Genomic DNA, 21,205 nt, shown 5'->3' with positions numbered 1-21,205 from the left:
ATATGTCCTTATCAGCCCGGAATGTGACCGGGAATTTCACTCGGATGCTCAACGATGGCATCGGCACCGGCTTTCCAAAGATCGTCGACGGAAGCGTAGCCCCAGGCAACGCCGATAGCTTTGGCACCAGCAGCCTTTGCCATTTGCATATCGTAAATCGCATCGCCGATGACAATAGTATCGGCCGGGACAATGCCGGTCTGGCTGCAACATTCCGTCACCATGGCCGGATGCGGCTTGGAGGGGCAATCATCGGCCGTACGTGATACGATGAAATGCTGGCGGAACCCGTGTGTATCCATGATGAGATCAAGGCCGCGACGGGATTTTCCGGTTACTGCACCCATCAACAGATTTTCGCGTTTTGCCAGTGTCTCGATCATGGCGGTGATACCATCGAAAACGGGTTCCTGAAAACCGGCCTCTGCGCGAGTTTGCGCATATATGGACTTGTAGTGCAACGTCATCGCCACAGCTTCATCGTCCACATGCGGCTTGCCCTGCATGCGGGCAATAGCGATGTCGAGCGTCAGGCCGATGATCGACTTGGTCAGCGATACGTCCGGTCGGTCATAACCAAAATGGACGAAGGTGCGCGCCATCACCTCATGAATGAGGCCGACGCTGTCCACCAGCGTGCCGTCGCAGTCGAATAGTACGAGCTTCATTCGTCGTCTCTATCGCCGTCTGCCACATCGAGGCCGAGCAGATTCCATGTCTGCACCATGTGTGGTGGCAAAGGCGCCGTTACGCGCAGGCGCCCGCCGGACGGATGCGGAATGTCAATCTTGCGCGCATGCAGATGCAGGCGTTTCTGGACGCCGCCCGGGAAATCCCAGTTGCTATCCTCGACGTAATATTTCGGGTCGCCGATAATCGGGTGGCCCATATGCAGAGCGTGGACGCGCAGCTGGTGCGTACGACCGGTATAGGGCTCCATTTCCAGCCATGCCAAGTTCTGCGCAGCGGTATCGATGACGCGGTAATAGGACACGGCGTGGTCGGCACCCTCCTCACCATGTTTGGCAATGCGCATGCGGTCGCCATCCGGTGTCTGTTCCTTGACGAGCCATGTCGACAGCTTGTCCTGGTGCTTGCGCGGAACGCCTTTTACCAGAGACCAATAGGTCTTCTTGGTGTCGCGTTCGCGAAAGGCAGCCGTCAGCTTTTGCGCGGCGCCTCTGGTGCGGGCAACGACGAGAACGCCAGATGTGTCGCGGTCGATACGGTGAACAAGGCGCGGCTTTTCACCCTTGGAGCTCGTCCATGCTTCCAGCAGACCATCGATATGGCGGTTGATGCCGGAGCCGCCCTGCACGGCAATGCCGGCGGGCTTGTTGAAAACGAAAACCTTGTCGTCTTCATGCAGCAGCATGCGCTTCAACAGATCGACATCGTCGGAGTTCTTGAGGTCGGTCGAGCTGATCGGCCCGCCCTTGACCTTTGAATCGACATCGAGCGGCGGCACCCGAACCATCTGCCCAGCTTCGACGCGCGCATCGGTTTTTACCCGGCCGCCATCGACACGAACCTGCCCGGACCGCATAAGCTTTTGCAGCGGTCCGAAGCCGAGGCCCGGATAGTGAATCTTGAACCAGCGATCGAGACGCATCCCGCCTTCTTCGGCCTCGACCTTGATGTGCTCGATACCTGCCATGGCAATTCCAGTCTTTCTTTTCTCAACTCCGCATCATCAGCGTGCGGTATTTTCCGTTGCCTTTAGAACAAAGCGCGGCCCAAGGCCAGCCCGGCGAAGATCGCGGCGAAAGAAACGAGAAGACTTGCGCCGAGATAAAGCGCCGAAAGTCCGATTTCTCCGCGCTCGAACAGCACCACCGCGTCAAGCGTGAAGGAAGACCATGTGGTGAAACCGCCAATGACCCCGGTCACGAGGAAGACCCGCATTTCCGAAGAGGCATCGAACCGACGCGCAATGACCTCTACCGTAAGGCCAATCAGAAAGGCGCCGACAACGTTGACGGTCAACGTACCCAAGGGAAAATTGGGACCAGCAAACCGGACGCTCCAAACACCGACAAGATACCGCGCAATCGAGCCGATTGCACCGCCTATGGCAACAAGCGCGATATTCAGCATGAGCGTCCTCCGGTTGATATGCTTTTCTCTACGACAAAGAGACGCAAAGCGGAATTCCAGAACGCCTGGGCATTGGTAAAAAATGTATTTTCGAAGCTGTTAAAACTTCATTCAAATACAACCACTGGATTTAATTGGGAATACATTCGCCGGTGATAGCTTGGTTCAATTCAGGCATAGGAGGGTGATGGTATGGTGCAAGTTTTGACAGTTTCGGCGACCACCGCCGGTTATGTCTCAGATAGCATCAAGTCCGTACAGCGCCCCTCCAGAAAAACAGAGGTCGAGCAAGCGGTGCGCGAGCTTGCGCGCAAGACCGGACGCAGTGAAGAAACTCAGATAAATGCAATGGCGGCTGTGGTGGGACAGCCAGCGCTGTCGCTTCATTTTCTGACTGCCGGAAAGCATCAAAATCCGCAGGCTACTCTCGAAGAGGTCATAGAAGCCTATGAGGAAAACAAGACCGCGTCTGAGTAGAGCTCTCAGGTGCGTCTGATCCTTAGCGTTCAGTCTGGTGTCAGCGAGTGGGTAAAGGCTTCCAATCGATGTTAATCGGGAGCCACCTTATGAAAATCGCTTCGACACCTATACTCGCCGTGACAGCTGCCTTGGTTATAGCGGCGCCCGCCTTTGCGGCAACGACAATCAAAGTCACCGAAAACGGCGAGGCTGGACAGCCGATGACGCTGGTCATCGACAAACCAACCGTGAAGGCTGGCAGCGCGACATTCATCGTGCACAACGATGCCATGTCGGAAGAGCATGAAATGGTTCTCGTGAAACTGAAGACTGCTGACGAGACGATTCTGGTTGATGCGGCTAAGAACCGCGTCGATGAGAAGAAGCTAAAAAGCCTCGGCGAGGTTTCGGATTTGAAACCCGGAAAGAACGGAACACTGAAAGCCAAGCTCACCCCAGGTAGCTATCTTCTGTTCTGCAACATCAAAGGCCATTACGCGGCTGGAATGCAGGCCAAACTCACGGTCACGAAATAAAACTGATTTCGGTCAATGACTGCCGGATCAGGACATGATCCGGCAGTCTCTTTTTTTAGTTATGATTATGTGTCTGATCCCCACCCTTGGCCGATCCGACCTCGATCACGACATCCACTTTGCCAGCCTTCTCAAAGGTCAGCGTAGCAGGAACCTTGTCGCCTTCGGCAAAGGGCTTCTTCACATTGAAGAACATGAAGTGCAGACCACCCGGCGTAAGCTCCACAGTCTTGCCAGCGGGAATGACGATGCCTTCATTCAGCTTGCGCATTTTCATCACGTCATTGACCATGGCCATCTCGTGAATTTCAGAACGACCGGCAATCGGCGTCTCTACCGATATCAACCTATCATCTGACGAGCCGTCATTCTTGATCGTAACGAAACCACCCCCGACGGGTTGTCCAGGCAGCATGGCCTTGGCAACAGCGCCCGAAAGCTCGAGGTCTCCCGATTTCACGACATCTGCGGCATGCTCACCCGCACCGTGATTGTGGGCGGCGTGATCATGTTCCTGACCCTCGCCCGTTGCTTGTTTCGCAACGATCTTGATCGTTGGTGCCGGGTTCTTCAGCGAATGCGCGTCCTGCCCCTTAGCGGCAATCTCATCCCACTTGGCCGTGCCCTTGTCTCCACAAACCTGGTTGACCTTGAATGGCAAGTCGGTACCGGCATCCACGCCTGAAATTTTGCCCTGCACGTTGAACGTATCGTAATAGGCATCCGGCAGATCGCCGCCCGTCCAGCGAATCTCAATCGGCCCGCTTTTTACTTCCGTGCCGTGGTTCATATAGGTCTTCTTGTAATCATCCTTGATGATCTCGATGTCCCAACCGGCTTTCGGCTGTGGCTTTGCGGAAATGAAACCTTCCGGCAATTGTATGCGTACTTCGGTCGTAGCAAGGCCGCCATCGCAGCCATGCGGCACCTGAAGGGCAGCGACGATGGTGCTTTCCTGCTCGGCGGTCGGGTTGACGAAGCTGGTATGGGCAAAGGCCGGTGAGGTGGAAACGGATGCCAGCAGAGTGGCGCAGAGTGTGACGTTACGAATATTCATTTTTTGATCCTTTCGACTGGTGCTCTTCAAGCATCGCCAGTCGCGTTTTTTGGTCATTATACGGTTCAGGGATCAAAGAGTGATGGGTGGCGCACGCGCTTTGGCGGGCTGATCGTCGACGTGATGGGCGATTGAGACGTAGAGGGCTGGCCGATTATCCAGCCAGGCAAAATACGCCCTCATCCACGAGTTCATATCCGGGGTGGGCAGGAGAATCGATGACGCGAGAAGGCAGGCTTCGCAAAACAGCGATGGCATGCCGGAGTGGTCAGTCTTGCCCTTCCCGTGTGTCGTTGCTTCGACACCCGCATGTCCCTCGCAAATCTCGGCAAAACTTCCATCCGGAAGGCGATAGGCCTCTTCGAGAGCCATGGAAGGTGCCGCGACCGCTGCCATCGGCTTATGAGCGAAACCAAGCGACAGCATCAGCGTGGCACAGAAGATGCGCACGAGGCTTGTGGCTGATATGCTTTGCTTGCTCATGGAAACTCTCATGACACGAAGCGATATCCCGGTTTTTGCCGTAAATCAAAGTGGAATTGCAGGCGAGCGGAACCGCTGCAATCAAAGCCACGTTCTTTCCTCAGTCAAAGACAGTGAGGAGACAAATCCATGCCCGCAAAATCCAAAGCACAACAGAAAGCCGCCGGTGCAGCGCTGGCCGCAAAACGTGGCGACATGCCGAAGTCACGTTTACAAGGCGCTTCAAAAACCATGGCTAAGTCTATGACGGAAAAAGAACTTGAGGATATGGCGTCGACCAAACACAAGAAGCTGCCCGAAAAGAAAGACGGATGAAGGACTTCACACGTCCGCCGCTTCGGAGAAGTTCATCCAAATCCAACAATGGCGCAGGCTGAACAAAAAACTGTTTGACTGCGTCATTTGGTCCTTGCCAAGAAACTGGCTTAGCAGATAATGAACGTGCATCCCGCTGGGAGACACCGCCTCACGGCGGGGCCGAAGGAGCAACCGCCCCGGAAACTCTCAGGCAAAAGGACCAGCGGACGAGGACGGAACTCTGGAGAGAAGCCACCCTGTATTAAGGACGGCTCGCCGAAGGGATAACAATCTCAGGCGACAAGGACAGAGGGGGCTCTTGAACCCGACACTTTTAAACAGTGTCATGACACGAGCCCGCGCGACATCGCGTAACCCTGGAGGCGTCCTTGGCCGATACAGCCGAGTTACAAGTCACCCCACTTCATTCTCTGCACGTGTCCCTTGGTGCCCGCATGGTACCGTTCGCAGGCTACGACATGCCGGTGCAATACCCTTCGGGAGTGATGAAGGAGCATTTGCACGCCCGCACGTCTGCTGGCTTGTTCGACGTTTCCCATATGGGTCAGGTCCTCGTGAAGGCGAAGTCCGGTAAGGTCGAAGACGCGGCGCTCGCTCTCGAAAAGCTCGTCCCTGTCGATATCCTCGGCCTGAAGGAAGGCCGTCAGCGCTACGGCTTCTTCACCGATGAGAATGGTAGCATTCTGGATGACCTGATGATCACTAATCGCGGTGATCACCTCTTCGTCGTCGTCAACGCCGCCTGCAAGGACGCCGATCTCGCTCATATGCAGGCGCATCTATCCGATAGCTGCGTTGTGACGCTGCTCGAAGACCGCGCTCTCATCGCTCTTCAGGGACCACGCGCCGAGGCCGTTTTGGCGGAACTCTGGGCTGGCGTTTCGGCCATGAAATTCATGGATGTGCGGGAAATCCCGCTGCTTGACGTGCCCTGCATCGTCTCGCGATCAGGATATTCCGGCGAAGACGGTTTTGAAATTTCCGTTCCATCAGACAAGGCCGAGTTTGTTGCAAAGGCGTTGCTGGAACATCCCGATTGCGAAGCCATCGGCCTCGGCGCACGCGACAGCCTCCGTCTCGAGGCTGGCCTTTGCCTCTATGGCAACGACATCGACACCACGACCTCTCCCATCGAAGCCTCGCTTGAGTGGGCCATTCAGAAAGCGCGCCGCACCGGTGGCGATCGCGAAGGTGGCTTCCCGGGTGCGCAGCGCATTCTGGGTGAGCTTTCCAACGGAACCGCCCGCCGTCGCGTTGGCCTGAAGCCGGAAGGCAAGGCACCTGTGCGCGGCCACGCCAAGCTTTTTGCCGATGCCGAAGGTAAAACCGAGATCGGCGAAGTCACGTCCGGTGGGTTTGGTCCGACTGTCGAAGGCCCGGTCGCCATGGGTTACGTGCCGAAAGAATTCTCAACGCCGGGCACCGCCATTTTCGCGGAAGTCCGCGGCAAGTATCTGCCTGTCGCCGTTGCCGCCCTGCCCTTTATCACTCCCACTTACAAACGCTAATTTCCGGAGAGACCAATGCTGAAATTTACTCAAGAACACGAGTGGCTGAAGATTGAAGGCGATGTCGCCACCGTCGGCATCACAACGCACGCTGCCGAGCAGCTGGGTGATCTGGTGTTCGTGGAACTACCGGAAGTCGGCGCGACCTTCTCCAAGGATGGCGATGCTGCAACGGTTGAGAGCGTAAAGGCTGCTTCCGACGTCTATTGTCCGCTGGATGGCGAGATCATCGAAATCAACCAGGCCATCGTGGACGACCCATCGCTGGTCAACTCCGATCCGCAGGGTGCCGGCTGGTTCTTCAAGCTCAAGCTTTCCAACGCGTCCGACGCCGATGCGCTGCTGGATGAAGCGGCCTATAAGGAGCTTATTGCGTAATGACGACTCCCACAGAGTTCCATTTCACCGACTATCAGCCCTATGACTTTGCCAATCGGCGTCATATCGGGCCGTCGCCGTCTGAAATGACGGATATGCTGAAGGTGATCGGTTACAACAGCCTCGACGCTCTCATCGACGCGACTGTGCCCTCCTCCATTCGCCAGAAGGCGCCGCTCGCCTGGGGCGCAGCACTGACGGAGCGCGAAGCGCTGGACCGTCTTCGCGAAACCGCCAACAAGAACAAGGTTCTGACCTCGCTGATCGGTCAGGGCTATTACGGCACCATCACGCCGCCGGTCATTCAGCGCAACATTCTGGAAAACCCGGCCTGGTACACGGCCTACACGCCCTATCAGCCTGAGATATCGCAGGGTCGTCTGGAAGCGCTGCTAAACTTCCAGACCATGATTTCCGATCTGACCGGTCTTGATGTCGCCAATGCCTCGCTGTTGGATGAAGCAACGGCTGCTGCCGAAGCCATGGCTATGTGCCAGCGCGTGGCAAAGTCCAAGGCGACCGCCTTCTTCGTGGATGCCAACTGCCATCCGCAGACCATCGCGCTGATCGAAACCCGTGCAGCACCGCTCGGCTGGAATGTCATCGTCGGCAATCCCTTCACCGATCTCGATCCCGTCGACGTCTTCGGTGCGCTGTTCCAGTATCCCGGCACGCACGGCCATGTGAATGATTTCACCGGCCTGATTTCTCGTCTGCACCAGACTGGTGCGATTGCGGCTGTCGCGACTGACCTGCTGGCGCTGACGCTTCTGAAATCACCCGGCGAAATGAGCGCGGACATCGCCATTGGCTCGTCACAGCGTTTCGGTGTTCCAGTCGGTTACGGCGGCCCACACGCAGCCTTCATGGCCGTCAAGGATGCAATCAAGCGTTCCATGCCAGGCCGTCTCGTGGGCGTATCGGTCGACGCACGCGGCAACCGAGCCTACCGCCTGTCGCTCCAGACCCGTGAGCAGCACATTCGCCGTGAAAAGGCGACGTCCAACATCTGCACCGCACAGGTGCTGCTGGCCGTCATGGCCTCCATGTACGGTGTGTTCCACGGCCCGCAGGGCATCAAGGCCATCGCCCAGCAGACCCACCAGAAGGCCGTGCTGATGGCAAAGGGTCTGGAGAAGCTTGGCTTCGTCATCGAGCCCGAAACCTTCTTCGACACCATCACCGTCGATGTCGGCCACATGCAGGCGCTGATCCTGCGCGCCGCCGTTGCCGAAGGCGTCAACCTGCGCAAGGTCGGCTCCACCAAGATCGGCATGAGCCTTGACGAACGCACGCGCCCGGCAACGCTGGAATCCGTCTGGCGTGCCTTCGGTGGCAACTTCTCGATTTCGGACTTCGAACCGGACTATCGATTGCCCAAAAACCTATTGCGCACAACGCAATACATGACGCACCCGATATTCCACATGAACCGCGCTGAAAGCGAGATGACCCGCTACATCCGCCGCTTGTCGGACCGCGATCTGGCGCTCGACCGTTCGATGATCCCGCTCGGTTCCTGCACCATGAAGCTGAATGCGACAGCCGAAATGCTGCCGATCACATGGCCGGAATTCTCCGACATTCACCCCTTCGTGCCAGCCGATCAGGCGCTGGGCTACAAGGAGATGATCGACGATCTCTCTACGAAGCTGTGTCAGGTCACCGGCTACGACGCCTTCTCCATGCAGCCGAATTCCGGTGCGCAGGGCGAATATGCGGGCCTGCTGACCATCCGCAATTATCACCTCGCACGCGGCGACGCACACCGCGATGTCTGCCTCATTCCAACCTCTGCACACGGCACCAACCCTGCCTCCGCGCAGATGGTCGGCATGCGCGTGGTGCCGGTGAAGGTGAGAGAAAACGGCGATATCGATATCGAAGATTTCCGTGCAAAAGCAACACAATATGCCGAAAACCTCTCGTGCTGCATGATCACCTACCCGTCGACCCACGGCGTATTTGAGGAGACCGTTCGCGAGATTTGTGACATCACCCACGAACATGGTGGTCAGGTCTATCTTGACGGTGCCAACATGAACGCCATGGTCGGTCTTTCCCGCCCCGGCGATATCGGTTCAGACGTTTCGCACCTCAACCTGCACAAGACCTTCTGCATTCCGCATGGCGGCGGCGGTCCCGGCATGGGCCCGATTGGCGTCAAGGCGCATCTTGCCCCTTACCTGCCCGGTCACCCGGCCAGCGACGGACGCACAGGCGCGGTTTCGGCAGCCCCTTTCGGCTCGCCATCGATCCTGCCGATCTCCTGGAGCTACTGCCTCATGATGGGTGGCGAAGGCCTGACGCAGGCAACCAAGGTCGCGATCCTCAACGCCAACTATATCGCGGCAAGGCTGAAGGGCGCTTACGACGTGCTCTACAAGTCCGAAGCCGGACGCGTGGCGCATGAGTGCATCATCGACACCCGCCCGCTCAATGAGAGCTGCGGCGTGACGGTGGACGATGTGGCCAAGCGTTTGATCGACTGCGGCTTCCACGCCCCGACCATGAGCTGGCCAGTTGCCGGTACGCTGATGATCGAGCCGACGGAGTCCGAGCCGAAGGCCGAACTCGACCGCTTCTGCGACGCGATGCTGGCCATCCGTCAGGAAGCCCGCGATATCGAGGAAGGTCGATCCGACAAGACCAACAACCCGCTGAAGAACGCGCCCCACACGGTGGAAGACCTCGTTGGAAACTGGGATCGTCCCTACTCCCGCGAACAGGCCTGCTACCCACCCGGCGCGTTCCGCGTGGACAAATATTGGTCCCCGGTCAACCGCGTCGACAACGTCTATGGCGACCGCAACCTCATCTGCACTTGCCCGCCGATGAGCGAATATGCGGAAGCTGCGGAGTAAGAAGTTAAAAAGGCCCGGAGCGATCCGGGCCTTTTCATTTTAAATAAACGAGCGTTTGATTACCGCGTCAACTGAATGTCGGCAGTCACCACCGTCGGGCCGCCTGCGCCATCCTTGTCGGTCGTGCGCAGACGCAAGCCATTGTTGCCCACCTTTGTAATGGTCATGGCTGCTGCCTTGTCGCCATTGATGACGCGCTTCCATGTAATAGCGAGGTTGATGGAGTTACCGCTGCGGCTGCCTGCGAGTGCCGAAGGTATTCCGGATGGTCCTACATAATTGCCACGGTAGCGCGTACCGGAAGCATTCAAATCGGCGGATATGGCGCGGCGGATAACGAGCAGTCCGCGGCATGTTCCGTTCATACGCAATGAGGCACCTGACGTGGTTGAGTCGAAGGTGCAGTTGACGTTGATGGGCTTGGAGCCGATCTTGGTCGTAACGGTACCAGAACCCTTCCAGCTGCCTTTCAGCGAGGAAAGGAATTGGCTTTCATCGGCCATGGCCGGCGGTGCCACCAGTGCCGTCGCGAGTGCTACGATAGAAATCAGTTTGCATGTCATTCGCGTTTTCCTTGTGTTTGGAAACCGAACGCCCCGCCTCGCCAATTGTTCCTCTACGCAGATTGTTATGAGCTAAAGCAACCTAAACCGAGTCGGCGCGTTTCTCGCCAGCTTCACCCACCGTCCCGGAGAGCTTTCCATGACAACGCTTACAGCGCCTATCGATGCCAGCGGTCACTCTCTCGGGAAAACCCCGGGGAGCGGCATATCCGACCCCTCGCTTTTTGCACTCGCCATTCTCAATTTCTTTCTTGCGGATGCACGTGACGGACTAGGCCCGTTTCTGGATGCATTCCTCGCCACCAATGGCTGGTCGGCCATGCAACTGGGCGTCATCGCCACGGTCGGCGGTCTCGTAGGGCTGGCCGCTACGCCGCTTTGCGGAGCACTGGTGGATGGCTCGACCTGGAAACGAACGCTGATTGCGGTGCCTGTCGTACTGGTCACGATTGGCGCACTCATTACGTTGATGTTCACCAACGAAGCTGTTGTCTGGACCGGCCAGATCATGACGGCAGTCGTCGGTGCCGTTGTTGGACCCGCACTTGCTGGCCTGACACTCGGGCTCGTTGGCGAACGACTGTTCTCGCACCAGATTTCGCGCAACGAATTCTGGAACCATGGCGGCAATTTCGTCTCGCTTTTCGCCACCTATGTTGCGGTAACAGCTTTCGGCGTTTCCGGTGTTATCGGCCTGATGGTCGTCACCGCGCTTGGAGCGCTGGCGGCAATCGCCGCGATCGATCCCAAGCGCATCGACCACAAGGTGGCGCGTGGGCTTGACGAAGATAAAGGCGAGCCTGGCCCGTCCGGCGTGAAGGTTCTCTTCAAGGAAAAGGGCTTGATTTTCCTGTCCATCATCCTGCTGATTTTCCACTTCGGCAATGCACCTATGGGCCGCCTGATTGCTCAGAACTTTGCGATAGAACTGAACACGCCTTTTCGCACCACGGCTATCATCACCGGCGTGGCGCAATTTGCGATGATCTTCGTAGCCGCTGCTGCGCCCTGGCTCATTCGCCGGTTTGGGCTTTCAGCGGTCTTTATAATCGCGCTTTTGGCCCTGCCAATCCGTGGCCTCCTCGCCGCGTCGTTCGATCAGTTCTGGGTGATCTATCCCGTGCAGTTGCTGGATGGTATCGGCGCTGGTCTGCTCGGCATCGCCACGCCAGTCGCGGTGGAACGGATACTCAAGGGAACCGGCCGTTTCAACGTGGGCCTTGCTAGCGTGATGACCGTTCAAGGTATCGGTGCGTCTCTCAGCAACGGCGTGGCGGGTTGGCTGACAACGCAGGGCGGTTATGCGCTTTCACATATCGTCGGCGGCGGTATCGCAGCCATTGCCATCGTCCTGTTCATCCTTTTCCGTCACGACATCGCGCCAAGACAGGAAACAGACGGAACCTGACAATAAAAAAGGAGGCCAGTTGGCCTCCTTTTTACATTCATGGGTAGGTATCAGCCGACAAAGGCGCGTTCGATAACAAACTCCGCAGGCTTGTTGTTCGCGCCTTCGGTCAATCCCGCCTTTTCAAGCAGAACCTTCGTGTCTTTCAGCATCGCAGTCGATCCGCAGATCATGCCGCGATCCACTTCTGGATCAAGTGCCGGTACACCGAGATCTGAAAACATCTTGCCGTTTTCGATCAGGTCGGTGATGCGTCCGGTGAAGGCATAATCTTCACGGGTCACGGTGGCATAATGCTTCAGCTTCTCACCAACGACTTCACTCAGGAACTCGTGGTTCTTGATTTCCTCGACCAGATCGAAGCCGTATTTCAGTTCTGCGATATCGCGGCAGGTGTGGGTGAGAATGACTTCCTCGAACTTTTCGTATGTTTCCGGATCGCGGATTAGGCTCGCGAAAGGCGCAACGCCGGTTCCAGTCGAAAACATGTAGAGGCGCTTGCCGGGGGTGAGCGCATCCAGCACCAGCGTGCCTGTCGGCTTCTTGCGCATCAACACCGTGTCACCGGGCTTGATGGCCTGAAGATGCGACGTGAGCGGGCCATCGGGTACCTTGATGGAGAAGAACTCGAGCTCCTCATCCCATGCCGGGCTGGCGATGGAATAGGCACGGTAGACCGGCTTGCCGCCAACCATCAAGCCGATCATCGCGAACTCGCCGGAACGGAAACGGAAGCCTGCAGGACGCGTCATACGAAAGCGAAACAGATGGTCCGTATAGTGTTCGACAGACAGCACTGTTTCGGCATAGACGCCGTCAGGGATTTTCACCGCAAATTCTTCCGTCTTGGCTGGAGCGTTCATTCTCTATCCGTCCATTTCACATGATGTGCGACATTTTCAGGTGGGGCAATATACCATTTGCCCCGACTTTTGAAGGTATCGGAATGTCATTGGTGCTATGCGCGTAGAAATATGTATCAAAAACTCATATTTCTCGACAGGGCCTCAATTGGCTGCACGGCGCCGCCAGCTATAGCCCGGTCCATCCGCAGCAGGTTTCGCGGTCGGCTGGTAATAGACATCGATGCCCGGCAAACGGTTTTCAGACAGACGCCGGATTGCGGTTTCATTCGTCACCGCAAAGCTGGTGAACCCTGTGCGCAGCATCAACGGCACCTGGTCGATCAGCACATCACCCACCGCCCTCACCTCTCCCTGGTAGTTGAGACGTGAGCGCAACAGCGACACATGGCTGAAACCACGCCCATCGCTGAATGCCGGAAAGCTGACCGCGACGAGCGCGATACGGTCGATATAGGGTCGCAACTTCTCAACGTCATCCGCTGGCGTAACGAGAACACCAAGACCGACATCGTTACTCTCTTCGGCACGCGCAATGAAGGCGTCGAGGCCGAGGATGGCTTGCTGTCCGTCCTGTGCCTTCACCTCTTCGGTCTCGATGACCCAAGGATCGTTTTCCACGAAACCGCTCTCGTTCCAGATTTTTGTCATGATCGGTTTCCTTATGCGGCTGCGGCTGCTGCCGGATAGAGCGCTTCCTTGAAAGGCTGAGCACCGACACGACGATAGGCTTCAAGGAACGTCTCTTCCTTCGACAGGCGCAAACCGAGATAGGTATCGACGATGGTTTCCACCGCGTCGGTTACCTTCTCCGGCTCGAAACCACGACCGATAATCTCGCCAATGGACGAGTTCTCATCGCCCGAACCACCAAGCGTGATCTGGTAGAGTTCGGCACCCTTCTTTTCCACACCCAGCAGACCGATGTGGCCGACATGATGGTGGCCGCAGGCATTGATGCAGCCGGAAATCTTGATCTTCAGCTCACCGATTTCCGCCTGACGTTCCGGCGATCCGAAGCGGGTAGAAATTTCTTGCGAGAGAGGAATAGAGCGCGCATTGGCCAGCGCACAGTAATCTAGCCCGGGACAGGCAATGATATCCGTGATCAGGCCAGCATTTGCCGTGGCAAGACCAGCACCGAGCAATGCACGATAGACCGGCTCCAGATCAGCCAGGGCCACATGCGGCAAAATGATATTCTGCTCGTGGCTGATACGGATTTCGTCCAGCGCGTATTCTTCTGCGATATCGGCAACGATATCCATTTGCTCGTCGGATGCGTCACCCGGAATGCCACCGATGGGCTTCAGCGATACCGTGACCATGCCGTAGTCCGGGTTTTGGTGCGGCTGCACGTTCTGGTCCACCCAGCGGGCGAAATCCGGATCGGCCTTCTTCCAGCGGGCGATGCTCTCCCAACCTTCAGGACGCGCCTTGAGATCAGGTGATGCGAAGTACGATGTGATGGCGGCGATATCGGCATCCGGCAATTTCAGTTCGCCGTTTTTAAGCTGAGCGAATTCCGCGTCCACCTGACGCGCCAGTTCCTCGGCACCCGTCTCATGGACGAGTATCTTGATGCGTGCCTTGTACTTGTTATCGCGGCGACCGTGCAGGTTATACACGCGCATGATAGCAGTCGTGTAGGACAGCAAATCTTCTTCCGGAAGAAAATCGTTGATCTTCTTGGCGATCATCGGTGTTCTGCCCTGCCCGCCTCCGACGTAAACGGCAAAGCCGATTTCACCTTTTTCGTTCTTTTTCAGATGCAGACCGATGTCGTGGACCTGAATGGCGGCGCGGTCCTTGGCGGCACCCGTAACTGCGATCTTGAACTTGCGCGGCAGGAACGAAAATTCCGGGTGAACGGACGACCATTGCCGCAGAATTTCCGCATAGGGCCGCGGGTCGGCCACCTCATCTTCAGCTGCGCCGGCGAAGTGGTCGGCAGTGACATTTCGAATGCAGTTGCCGGATGTCTGCAAGGCATGCATTTCGACGCTTGCAAGCTCGGCCAGAATATCCGGCGTGTCGGCAAGACGCGGCCAGTTGTATTGAATGTTCTGACGCGTGGTGAAATGTCCATAACCGCGGTCATATTTGCGTGCGATATGCGCCAGCATCCGCATTTGCTTGGCGTTTAAGGTGCCATAGGGGATTGCGACGCGCAGCATGTATGCGTGGAGCTGTAGATAAACGCCATTCATCAAACGCAACGGCTTGAAGGCATCTTCCGCCAACTCACCGGAAAGGCGCCGTGCTACCTGATCGCGGAATTGCTCCACGCGGCCTTGAACGAAAGCATGGTCGAACTCGTCATAGCGGTACATGGTATTCCTCAGACTGCGATAAAGTCGGCGTCGGCTGGCTTGAAACCTGCGGCGTACTGAATGGTCGGCCCTGCGGCACGGATGCGTTCACGAAGGCGCGTCGGCCATAGACGACCAGCCTCCTCGGTCACATCCACGATGTTCACGTCAACCACCTTATTGGCAGAAAAATCGCGCTTACCGATTTCTTCCAGCGAGGCCTCAGCCTCTGCATGACGGGCAACGAGGGCCGACTGGAGATCTTCGGTCCACTCACCATTGGCGTCCAGCCAAACGGCGATGCCATCACCAAGGCGGTTGGCTGTTAGAACCTTGTCAACCATTTGCATACTCCTGTTTCAGACCCTGATGCGTATCCGCGAGGGACAAGGCTTCGGATCTTTCGAAATTCGCACCGGCAACCGCATCACCAATAATGACCATGACCGGACCGGTCAGCTCATTGCGATGCTCCAGATCAGGTAAATCCTTCAATGTGCCATGCATGAGGCGGCGATAGGATCGGCTGGCGTTTTCAATGACGGCAACCGTCGTGTTCTCATCGAGACCAGCATTCATAAGGCGCGTGGCGACGGATGCTGCCACTGAGCGGCCCATGTAAACGGCAATGGTGGCGCCAGACACGGCAAGCCTTGCCCAATCCGGCAGTATATCGCCGGCTAGATCATGGCCGGTGGTAAAGATGAGCGACGAAGCCACGCCTCGCAGCGTTAGCGGCAATTCGAAATCCGCAGCCGCCGCAAAGGCAGACGTAATGCCGGGTACGATTTCATAACCGATACCCGCCTCCCGCAATGCGGACATTTCCTCTGCTGCACGGCCATAGACCAGCGGATCACCGGATTTCAGGCGGACAACTCTTTTGCCCTCTTGTCCAAGCGACACCAGCAGCTTGTTGATGTCCTCCTGCGACTTGGAATGACAGCCTTTGCGTTTGCCAACGGACAGTCGCTCCGCGTCACGGCGGCCCATGTCAACGATCTCCTGTGGCACCAGCGCGTCGTAAACGATGACGTCAGCCTGCATGAGAACGCGTTGCGCACGCAAGGTCAGCAAGTCCTCGGCACCAGGGCCGGCACCCACCAGCCAGACATAGCCTTCGCGGCTCTCCAGCGATTGAAGAAGTTTTGCAGCCGCAGTGTGGGCAGCATCGATGTCATTCAGCGCAACGGAATCTGCCACGCTACCGGTAAAGAACCGACGCCAGAAATTACGGCGAAGCGCGCCTTTGGGCACAGCCTTCTCAGCCGCGTCACGATACTCGAACGCAAGCCGCGCCAACCGACCGAGCGATGGCGCAAGCATCTGATCGATCCGCGCGCGAACCATCTGACCCAAAACAGGTCCTGCCCCTTCCGTGCAGATCGCGACCGCCAGAGGCGCGCGAGCGACGAGCCCCGGCGTGTAGAAATCACAATAACCAGGCTGATCGACCGCGTTTGCCGGAATAGACCGCGCGCGGGCGGCATCCACGATTTGCCGGTCGAGCGCCTCTTCGCCTGTTGCAGCAAAGACGAGAACCATGCCGTCGACGCGTTCCGGTGAGAAGCCGACCGGATGATGGATTACTTTTCCCTGCGCAAGCAAGGCGGCGTAATCATCCTGCGGTGCATCGGCGAACGCACAAATTTGAGCGCTGGTATTGAGAAGAAGCCGAACTTTCGCAAAGGCTTCATCGCCATTTCCAAAAACCGCCACAGACCGTCCTTCAACCTTGAAAAAGGCAGGAAATGTCGTCAGCCGATGATCGGCTCTATCTGCGGTGTCTTGAAGCATGCTCATACTATGTCCGATCCGTTTCCCATATTGAAGGTACAGAAATTCGCTTGCTATATTGCAGTAGATTTTTATTTCTCGGCAAGCGTAGATTTGGAGGAAAAGAGACTGACGACGCGAAATCGTCACACTGTTGTAATTCCACCTATTTTCTACCAATTCTCTATACTTTTATCGTGATTCTCGCCGTGAATGCGACTTGGCTGCCAGCCCCTTAACGACAGGAAAATACCTTGACTGAACTGACAATAGCATCTCGACTGCTCCACGTCATCGAGAACGATATACTGCCGCTCACCACGCGTGGCGTCTCACTCGGCAACAAGGTGTTCGGCGCAGCCATTTTGCGCAAGTCTGACCTCTCGCTGGTCATTGCCGAAACCAACAACGAGCTGGAAAATCCGCTTTGGCACGGCGAGGTTCATACGCTGAAACGCTTCCATGAATTAGGTGAAAAGCCTGATACGAAAGACCTGATCTTTCTATCGACTCATGAACCCTGCACCATGTGCATGTCGGCCATCACCTGGGCGGGTTTCGATAATTTCTATTCCTTTTTCAGCCATGAAGATTCCCGCGATGCTTTCGCCATTCCCCATGATCTAAAGATTTTGAAAGAGGTGTTCGGTCTGGAGCCGGGTGGTTATCGCCGCAGCAACGCATTCTGGAACTCTTATTTTATTTCCGATCTGGTGGAAAACGAAGACCAGCCGTTAAAAACAGAGCTGAAAGAGCAGACGGCGCGCATCAAGGCAGCCTATGATGCCCTGTCGGTAAACTACCAGTCGTCCAAGGCTGAAAACAATATTCCGCTGAACTGAAAACGCGCCAGAAAGAAACATTCCACATGGAAGCCTCGAAAGACATTTCCCGCCTCATCGAGATCATGGAGGCGTTGCGTCAGCCGGAGACGGGCTGCCCATGGGATATCGTGCAGACATTCGAGACCATCAAACCCTATACGGTCGAAGAAGCCTATGAGGTCGCCGATGCCATCGAGCGCAACGACATGGACGATCTCTGCGACGAGCTTGGAGATATGCTGCTACAGGTGGTGTTCCATTCCCGTATTGCGCAGGAGATGGGCGAATTTTCATTTGGTGACGTCGTTCATGCCGTAACCTCCAAAATGATCCGCCGTCACCCCCATGTCTTTGCCAAATCGGATGCCGATACGCCTGAATCGGTGAAAATACAGTGGGACGTCATAAAGGCGCAGGAAAAGCGCGACCGGGCACAACGCCGCGCTCAGCAAGGCACCGGCGAGGATTCGAAGGCGGGTTTTCTGGGCTCCATCCAGCGCGCACAACCGGCGCTGACCGAGGCATTGAAACTTCAGGAACAGGCCGCGCGCGTCGGCTTCGACTGGTCGGCGCCAGAACCCATTCTGGATAAGATTGAAGAAGAAATCAGAGAGCTTCGCGAAGCACTTGAGGACGGAAAACCAGAAAAGGTTTCCGACGAACTGGGCGATCTGATCTTTGCCCTTGTCAACATCGGCCGCCATGTGAAGGTCGACCCGGAAAATGCGCTGAGAGGCACCAACACGAAATTCCGCCGTCGTTTCCGCCACATAGAAACAACGCTCGCAGACAATGGCGAGACGCTGGAGGCGGCAACGTTGGACCGTATGGAGCAACTATGGCAGGAGGCGAAGGCTATCGAACGGCAGATCACTAAGTGACAAGTTGGTCAGCGCGTCAGCCAGCGTGACGCGCAGGGTTCGATAATGCCGGATTTCTTTCGAAGTCTTCCGCATTGTAAACCGTCAGTCGATCACGCCCCGTCGCTTTCGAAGCATAGAGCGCCGTATCGGCCATTTTCATGAGGGCATGCGGAGTGCATGTTTTATCCGTGCACACGGCGAGCCCCATGCTCAACGTCGCAGCGACTTTTTGATCGTCGATGGAGTGCTTTATGGAGCTCACGAGCTGGCGAACACTTTCGGCGAGCGTGGAAGCTTCCCCCTCACCTGTTGCTGGCATGAACAGGATGAACTCCTCACCGCCAAAGCGCGCGAAGCTGTCATTGGGTCGAACGCGTGCGGATAGCTCTTGCGCCACCCGCGCCAGCACTTCATCGCCCGCAAAATGGCCGAAACCATCATTGATGCGTTTGAAGTGGTCGATGTCTATCATGACAATCGCATCGCCCTGACGCATCTGCTGCGGCAGACGGGTGGAGAACGACCGTCTGTTGAGAACGCCCGTCAGCACATCGAGATCCGCAAGCCGTTTCAACCCCTCCTCCGCGCGCTCTTTGACCAAGGCGAGAACAAAGACTGCGATTGCGAAGTGACAGACGATTGATACAAAAAATGCGTTTCGCGAAGAGACCAGCGCCACATCAGGGAAAAGAACACCAAGGACGACGAGCGCGCTCAGCAGCGCCGCAAAACCAATTGTTGCCGCGAGAGCTCGTCGAACCGGAAGCGGTTCTATAACACGATCGAAAAAAACGGTGCAGGCGGCAGCGAGAAGCAACAAGGCGGCCGTGGATTGCATGGCGGTAGTTCGAGCTGTCGTAAACTCGTAAAGACCAGTGACGAATAGCGTAACACAGACGATTACCGGAAAACACAATATCAACCATTCGCGGCGTCGGCTTTTCTGTGTGCTTATCCGGCACATTCCAATCCAAAATAACGAGTACCCCACCAGACCGGCGAAGGTGCCTGCGAGTGCCAGGGTATGTTCATAATCAGTGAAAACCTTGCCGATACTGACAAGCGTTGACGCCGTTGCAACGAGGAAAAATCCAACTGCTAAAAATCCCAGTCCGACGCTTTCGCGCGATTGAGAGCGCACATAGAGAAAGCACAGTGCTGCCACGAAAAAAGATAGCTTGTGGAGCAGCAGGACTGTGGGCAGATCCAAAGGTTGAAACATTTTAGCAAGCTCGTATGAATTGAAGGACAATATCACACGGCTCTGATTACTAAACCCTAACAAAAAGGGGGCTGTCGGTTGCATAAAAACGCATAACCGATATGCGCGACACAATTTATCTTAATCAGAAAAACATTTTTGCGATTGGTGGAATGTTTTTTAAAAAGCGCACGCAACCGAGGCTGGGTTATTCTTCCCAGTCCTCAACTTCCGACTTCTGCACTTTGCCCAAACGACGCTCAAGTTCCAGCGCCTGCGCTTCAGACAGCCGCACATCCAACGTGACGGAGCCGTCTTCATTGTCTTCGCGCCCATCCACGATCGCATTGTTGTAAACCCAAGACAGAAACGGCAGTTGCTCGACATTCAAGACGACGGTCGTCTCCATCAGGACGCCTGAAAGACGCCGTGATATCTCATCCATGAGGACGTCGACGCCCTCGCCGGTAATGGCAGACACAGCACGCACATTCGCGCGACCCTCAGCCTTATGAAGGATAGCGTCGTGTGCTTCGAGATCAAGCCTGTCGACCTTGTTCCAGACTTCGATCAGCCGCTCGTCCGCAACCTTCTCATCAATGCCGAGATCATTGAGAATACGCATGACATCTGCGGACTGCGCACTGTTATCAGGATCGGACATATCTCTGACGTGAAGGATGAGGTCGGCTTCCAGCACTTCTTCAAGCGTCGCGCGGAAGGCGGCAACCAGATGGGTTGGGAGGTCCGAGATGAAACCGACCGTATCGGAGAGGATGACGGTGCGGCCATGCGGCAGCTTCATGCGACGGAGCGTCGGATCGAGAGTGGCGAAAAGCATGTCTTCGGCCAGCACGCCAGCGCCGGTAATGCGGTTGAACAGCGTTGATTTCCCGGCATTTGTATAACCAACAAGCGCAACAATCGGATGCGGTACCTTGCGACGTTTGGCGCGGTGAAGCTGGCGGGTTCTCACCACCTGCTCCAGCTCTTTTTCTAGCTTCACGATGCGGTCTTGCAGCAGGCGGCGGTCGGCCTCGATCTGTGTTTCACCTGGACCACCCATAAAGCCTGCACCACCGCGCTGGCGTTCAAGGTGGGTCCAGCTTCGGACCAAGCGGCCCTTCTGGTAATTCAGGTGGGCGAGATCGACCTGAAGCGTGCCTTCCTTGGTCGAAGCGCGGCGACCGAAAATTTCAAGGATAAGACCGGTGCGGTCGATGACCTTCGCGTTCCACTCTTTTTCGAGATTGCGCTGCTGAACCGGCGTCAACGGATGATCAATAATGACCAGACCGGAATTGGTTTCTTCCAGCAGGTGTTTAATTTCCTCGATCTTGCCGCTGCCAAAAAGCGTGGCCGGGCGCGGCTGATTGACTGGAACGATCAGTCCTCCGGAAATATGCAGATCGATGGCCAGCGCCAGACCCTTGGCTTCCTCAAGCTTGGCCTCCATCGAACGGAGTGGCGTCGTAGCCGAGGCATCTTTCGGGGGGCGACCCTGCTTCAGGACGGGGATGATGACCACTGCGCGCATGTCATCCCGGTGCTTTTCCTGTTCCGGGATAATGGATTCGTTCGATGTGTCGCGTGTAGAAATGTGCCCGCACCTTTCGAGTGTCAGTTGAAACCGCCAGAAAATCTCATGGCGCATAGACTGCAAAACAACGGACCCGTCCTACGGTTCCGTTGTCT

Annotated in this window: 22 protein-coding genes and 1 riboswitch; of the genes, 9 read left to right on the top strand and 13 right to left on the bottom strand. The window is 56.5% G+C overall.

The genetic code is table 11. The features are described 5' to 3' along the window. Positions 1-11: 11 nt before the first annotated feature. From DSM25558_RS00695 to crcB, 3 genes are all read right to left on the bottom strand, one after another. The gene (locus DSM25558_RS00695; RefSeq protein WP_077100821.1) at positions 12-668 is read right to left on the bottom strand and encodes an HAD-IA family hydrolase; all 657 of its coding nucleotides are present in this window, start codon (positions 666-668) and stop codon (positions 12-14) included. Beyond that, a complete protein-coding gene (locus DSM25558_RS00690; protein WP_077100819.1) occupies positions 665-1,657 on the bottom strand; it encodes an RluA family pseudouridine synthase in 993 nt (330 codons plus the stop codon). The genes DSM25558_RS00695 and DSM25558_RS00690 overlap by 4 nt, the downstream gene beginning before the upstream one ends. A 62-nt stretch (positions 1,658-1,719) precedes the next feature. Beyond that, the gene (gene crcB, locus DSM25558_RS00685) at positions 1,720-2,097 is read right to left on the bottom strand and encodes a fluoride efflux transporter CrcB (RefSeq protein ID WP_077100817.1); all 378 of its coding nucleotides are present in this window, start codon (positions 2,095-2,097) and stop codon (positions 1,720-1,722) included. Positions 2,098-2,289: 192 nt separating this feature from the next. Here crcB and DSM25558_RS00680 point away from each other — a divergent pair, with 192 nt between their 5' ends. Next, positions 2,290-2,574 (top strand): hypothetical protein, encoded by a 285-nt coding sequence (locus DSM25558_RS00680; protein WP_077100815.1) that lies wholly within the window; start codon positions 2,290-2,292, stop codon positions 2,572-2,574. Positions 2,575-2,663: 89 nt separating this feature from the next. After that, entirely contained in the window at positions 2,664-3,092 is a 429-nt protein-coding gene (locus DSM25558_RS00675) for a plastocyanin/azurin family copper-binding protein (RefSeq protein ID WP_077100813.1), read from the top strand. 55 nt (positions 3,093-3,147) lie between these two features. Here the strand turns inward: DSM25558_RS00675 and DSM25558_RS00670 are convergent, their stop codons facing one another. Both DSM25558_RS00670 and DSM25558_RS00665 read right to left on the bottom strand, forming a co-directional pair. Continuing rightward, entirely contained in the window at positions 3,148-4,149 is a 1,002-nt protein-coding gene (locus tag DSM25558_RS00670) for a copper chaperone PCu(A)C domain-containing protein (RefSeq protein ID WP_077100811.1), read from the bottom strand. A gap of 72 nt (positions 4,150-4,221) precedes the next feature. Further along, positions 4,222-4,632, bottom strand: a complete 411-nt coding sequence (locus DSM25558_RS00665; RefSeq protein WP_143239968.1) for a DUF2946 domain-containing protein — start codon at positions 4,630-4,632, stop codon at positions 4,222-4,224. A gap of 129 nt (positions 4,633-4,761) precedes the next feature. Between DSM25558_RS00665 and DSM25558_RS00660 the strand changes: the two genes are divergently transcribed. From DSM25558_RS00660 to gcvP, 4 genes are all read left to right on the top strand, one after another. Next, positions 4,762-4,947 (top strand): DUF3008 family protein, encoded by a 186-nt coding sequence (locus DSM25558_RS00660; protein WP_077100807.1) that lies wholly within the window; start codon positions 4,762-4,764, stop codon positions 4,945-4,947. A 127-nt stretch (positions 4,948-5,074) separates the two neighbouring features. Next, positions 5,075-5,162: riboswitch (glycine riboswitch) on the top strand. A gap of 156 nt (positions 5,163-5,318) precedes the next feature. Next, positions 5,319-6,458 (top strand): glycine cleavage system aminomethyltransferase GcvT, encoded by a 1,140-nt coding sequence (gene gcvT / locus DSM25558_RS00655; RefSeq protein WP_077100805.1) that lies wholly within the window; start codon positions 5,319-5,321, stop codon positions 6,456-6,458. A gap of 15 nt (positions 6,459-6,473) precedes the next feature. Beyond that, positions 6,474-6,836, top strand: coding sequence for a glycine cleavage system protein GcvH (gcvH, locus tag DSM25558_RS00650; RefSeq protein ID WP_077100803.1), 363 nt, complete (start codon positions 6,474-6,476; stop codon positions 6,834-6,836). Beyond that, positions 6,836-9,700 (top strand): aminomethyl-transferring glycine dehydrogenase, encoded by a 2,865-nt coding sequence (gene gcvP / locus DSM25558_RS00645; RefSeq protein ID WP_077100801.1) that lies wholly within the window; start codon positions 6,836-6,838, stop codon positions 9,698-9,700. The genes gcvH and gcvP overlap by 1 nt, the downstream gene beginning before the upstream one ends. A gap of 59 nt (positions 9,701-9,759) precedes the next feature. Here the strand turns inward: gcvP and DSM25558_RS00640 are convergent, their stop codons facing one another. Continuing rightward, positions 9,760-10,263 carry a hypothetical protein gene (locus DSM25558_RS00640; protein WP_077100799.1) on the bottom strand — a complete coding sequence of 168 codons (504 nt, stop codon included), beginning with the start codon at positions 10,261-10,263 and terminating at the stop codon, positions 9,760-9,762. A 139-nt stretch (positions 10,264-10,402) separates the two neighbouring features. On the opposite strand from DSM25558_RS00640, the gene DSM25558_RS00635 reads away from it, so the two are divergent. Then, a complete protein-coding gene (locus DSM25558_RS00635; protein ID WP_077100798.1) occupies positions 10,403-11,671 on the top strand; it encodes an MFS transporter in 1,269 nt (422 codons plus the stop codon). Between the two features lie 50 nt (positions 11,672-11,721). Here the strand turns inward: DSM25558_RS00635 and DSM25558_RS00630 are convergent, their stop codons facing one another. From DSM25558_RS00630 to cysG, 5 genes are all read right to left on the bottom strand, one after another. Beyond that, positions 11,722-12,534, bottom strand: coding sequence for a ferredoxin--NADP reductase (locus DSM25558_RS00630; RefSeq protein WP_077100796.1), 813 nt, complete (start codon positions 12,532-12,534; stop codon positions 11,722-11,724). Positions 12,535-12,678: 144 nt separating this feature from the next. After that, the gene (locus DSM25558_RS00625; protein WP_077100794.1) at positions 12,679-13,185 is read right to left on the bottom strand and encodes a DUF934 domain-containing protein; all 507 of its coding nucleotides are present in this window, start codon (positions 13,183-13,185) and stop codon (positions 12,679-12,681) included. Positions 13,186-13,196: 11 nt separating this feature from the next. After that, positions 13,197-14,867, bottom strand: a complete 1,671-nt coding sequence (locus DSM25558_RS00620; RefSeq protein ID WP_077100792.1) for a nitrite/sulfite reductase — start codon at positions 14,865-14,867, stop codon at positions 13,197-13,199. Positions 14,868-14,875: 8 nt separating this feature from the next. After that, positions 14,876-15,190: a DUF2849 domain-containing protein gene (locus tag DSM25558_RS00615; protein WP_077100790.1), complete on the bottom strand. Its 315-nt coding sequence runs from the start codon at positions 15,188-15,190 to the stop codon at positions 14,876-14,878. Beyond that, positions 15,183-16,643, bottom strand: coding sequence for a siroheme synthase CysG (gene cysG, locus DSM25558_RS00610; protein ID WP_143239983.1), 1,461 nt, complete (start codon positions 16,641-16,643; stop codon positions 15,183-15,185). The genes DSM25558_RS00615 and cysG overlap by 8 nt, the downstream gene beginning before the upstream one ends. 233 nt (positions 16,644-16,876) lie before the next feature. On the opposite strand from cysG, the gene DSM25558_RS00605 reads away from it, so the two are divergent. Beyond that, positions 16,877-17,464: a tRNA-specific adenosine deaminase gene (locus DSM25558_RS00605; protein ID WP_077100786.1), complete on the top strand. Its 588-nt coding sequence runs from the start codon at positions 16,877-16,879 to the stop codon at positions 17,462-17,464. A gap of 26 nt (positions 17,465-17,490) precedes the next feature. Continuing rightward, positions 17,491-18,327 carry a nucleoside triphosphate pyrophosphohydrolase gene (gene mazG / locus DSM25558_RS00600; RefSeq protein ID WP_077100784.1) on the top strand — a complete coding sequence of 279 codons (837 nt, stop codon included), beginning with the start codon at positions 17,491-17,493 and terminating at the stop codon, positions 18,325-18,327. 16 nt (positions 18,328-18,343) lie between these two features. On the opposite strand, the gene DSM25558_RS00595 is transcribed toward mazG, so the two are convergent. Beyond that, on the bottom strand, positions 18,344-19,615 hold the full coding sequence (locus DSM25558_RS00595) for a GGDEF domain-containing protein (RefSeq protein ID WP_083716254.1): 1,272 nt from the start codon (positions 19,613-19,615) through the stop codon (positions 18,344-18,346). A gap of 103 nt (positions 19,616-19,718) precedes the next feature. Continuing rightward, a complete protein-coding gene (gene hflX / locus DSM25558_RS00590) occupies positions 19,719-21,164 on the bottom strand; it encodes a GTPase HflX (protein ID WP_200800712.1) in 1,446 nt (481 codons plus the stop codon). Positions 21,165-21,205 lie beyond the last annotated feature (41 nt).

The sequence above is a fragment of the Agrobacterium sp. DSM 25558 genome, from assembly GCF_900100825.1.
In the GTDB taxonomy this organism is placed as follows: domain Bacteria; phylum Pseudomonadota; class Alphaproteobacteria; order Rhizobiales; family Rhizobiaceae; genus Agrobacterium.
The sequence above is the reverse complement of the archived record's forward strand: the minus strand, read 5'-3'. Positions and strand labels throughout refer to the sequence as shown.

Bases quoted from the DNA above. Each gene is read 5' to 3' on its own strand.
- hflX (WP_200800712.1), bottom strand. From the start codon at position 21,164: ATGCGCCATGAGATTTTCTGGCGGTTTCAACTGACACTCGAAAGGTGC.
- DSM25558_RS00695 (WP_077100821.1), bottom strand. From the start codon at position 668: ATGAAGCTCGTACTATTCGACTGCGACGGCACGCTGGTGGACAGCGTC.
- DSM25558_RS00625 (WP_077100794.1), bottom strand. From the start codon at position 13,185: ATGACAAAAATCTGGAACGAGAGCGGTTTCGTGGAAAACGATCCTTGG.
- DSM25558_RS00690 (WP_077100819.1), bottom strand. From the start codon at position 1,657: ATGGCAGGTATCGAGCACATCAAGGTCGAGGCCGAAGAAGGCGGGATG.
- gcvH (WP_077100803.1), top strand. From the start codon at position 6,474: ATGCTGAAATTTACTCAAGAACACGAGTGGCTGAAGATTGAAGGCGAT.
- DSM25558_RS00640 (WP_077100799.1), bottom strand. From the start codon at position 10,263: ATGACATGCAAACTGATTTCTATCGTAGCACTCGCGACGGCACTGGTG.
- mazG (WP_077100784.1), top strand. From the start codon at position 17,491: ATGGAAGCCTCGAAAGACATTTCCCGCCTCATCGAGATCATGGAGGCG.
- cysG (WP_143239983.1), bottom strand. From the start codon at position 16,643: ATGCTTCAAGACACCGCAGATAGAGCCGATCATCGGCTGACGACATTT.
- DSM25558_RS00615 (WP_077100790.1), bottom strand. From the start codon at position 15,190: ATGGTTGACAAGGTTCTAACAGCCAACCGCCTTGGTGATGGCATCGCC.
- DSM25558_RS00660 (WP_077100807.1), top strand. From the start codon at position 4,762: ATGCCCGCAAAATCCAAAGCACAACAGAAAGCCGCCGGTGCAGCGCTG.
- DSM25558_RS00675 (WP_077100813.1), top strand. From the start codon at position 2,664: ATGAAAATCGCTTCGACACCTATACTCGCCGTGACAGCTGCCTTGGTT.
- DSM25558_RS00670 (WP_077100811.1), bottom strand. From the start codon at position 4,149: ATGAATATTCGTAACGTCACACTCTGCGCCACTCTGCTGGCATCCGTT.
- crcB (WP_077100817.1), bottom strand. From the start codon at position 2,097: ATGCTGAATATCGCGCTTGTTGCCATAGGCGGTGCAATCGGCTCGATT.
- DSM25558_RS00620 (WP_077100792.1), bottom strand. From the start codon at position 14,867: ATGTACCGCTATGACGAGTTCGACCATGCTTTCGTTCAAGGCCGCGTG.
- DSM25558_RS00595 (WP_083716254.1), bottom strand. From the start codon at position 19,615: ATGCAACCGACAGCCCCCTTTTTGTTAGGGTTTAGTAATCAGAGCCGT.
- DSM25558_RS00635 (WP_077100798.1), top strand. From the start codon at position 10,403: ATGACAACGCTTACAGCGCCTATCGATGCCAGCGGTCACTCTCTCGGG.
- gcvP (WP_077100801.1), top strand. From the start codon at position 6,836: ATGACGACTCCCACAGAGTTCCATTTCACCGACTATCAGCCCTATGAC.
- DSM25558_RS00665 (WP_143239968.1), bottom strand. From the start codon at position 4,632: ATGAGCAAGCAAAGCATATCAGCCACAAGCCTCGTGCGCATCTTCTGT.
- DSM25558_RS00680 (WP_077100815.1), top strand. From the start codon at position 2,290: ATGGTGCAAGTTTTGACAGTTTCGGCGACCACCGCCGGTTATGTCTCA.
- DSM25558_RS00630 (WP_077100796.1), bottom strand. From the start codon at position 12,534: ATGAACGCTCCAGCCAAGACGGAAGAATTTGCGGTGAAAATCCCTGAC.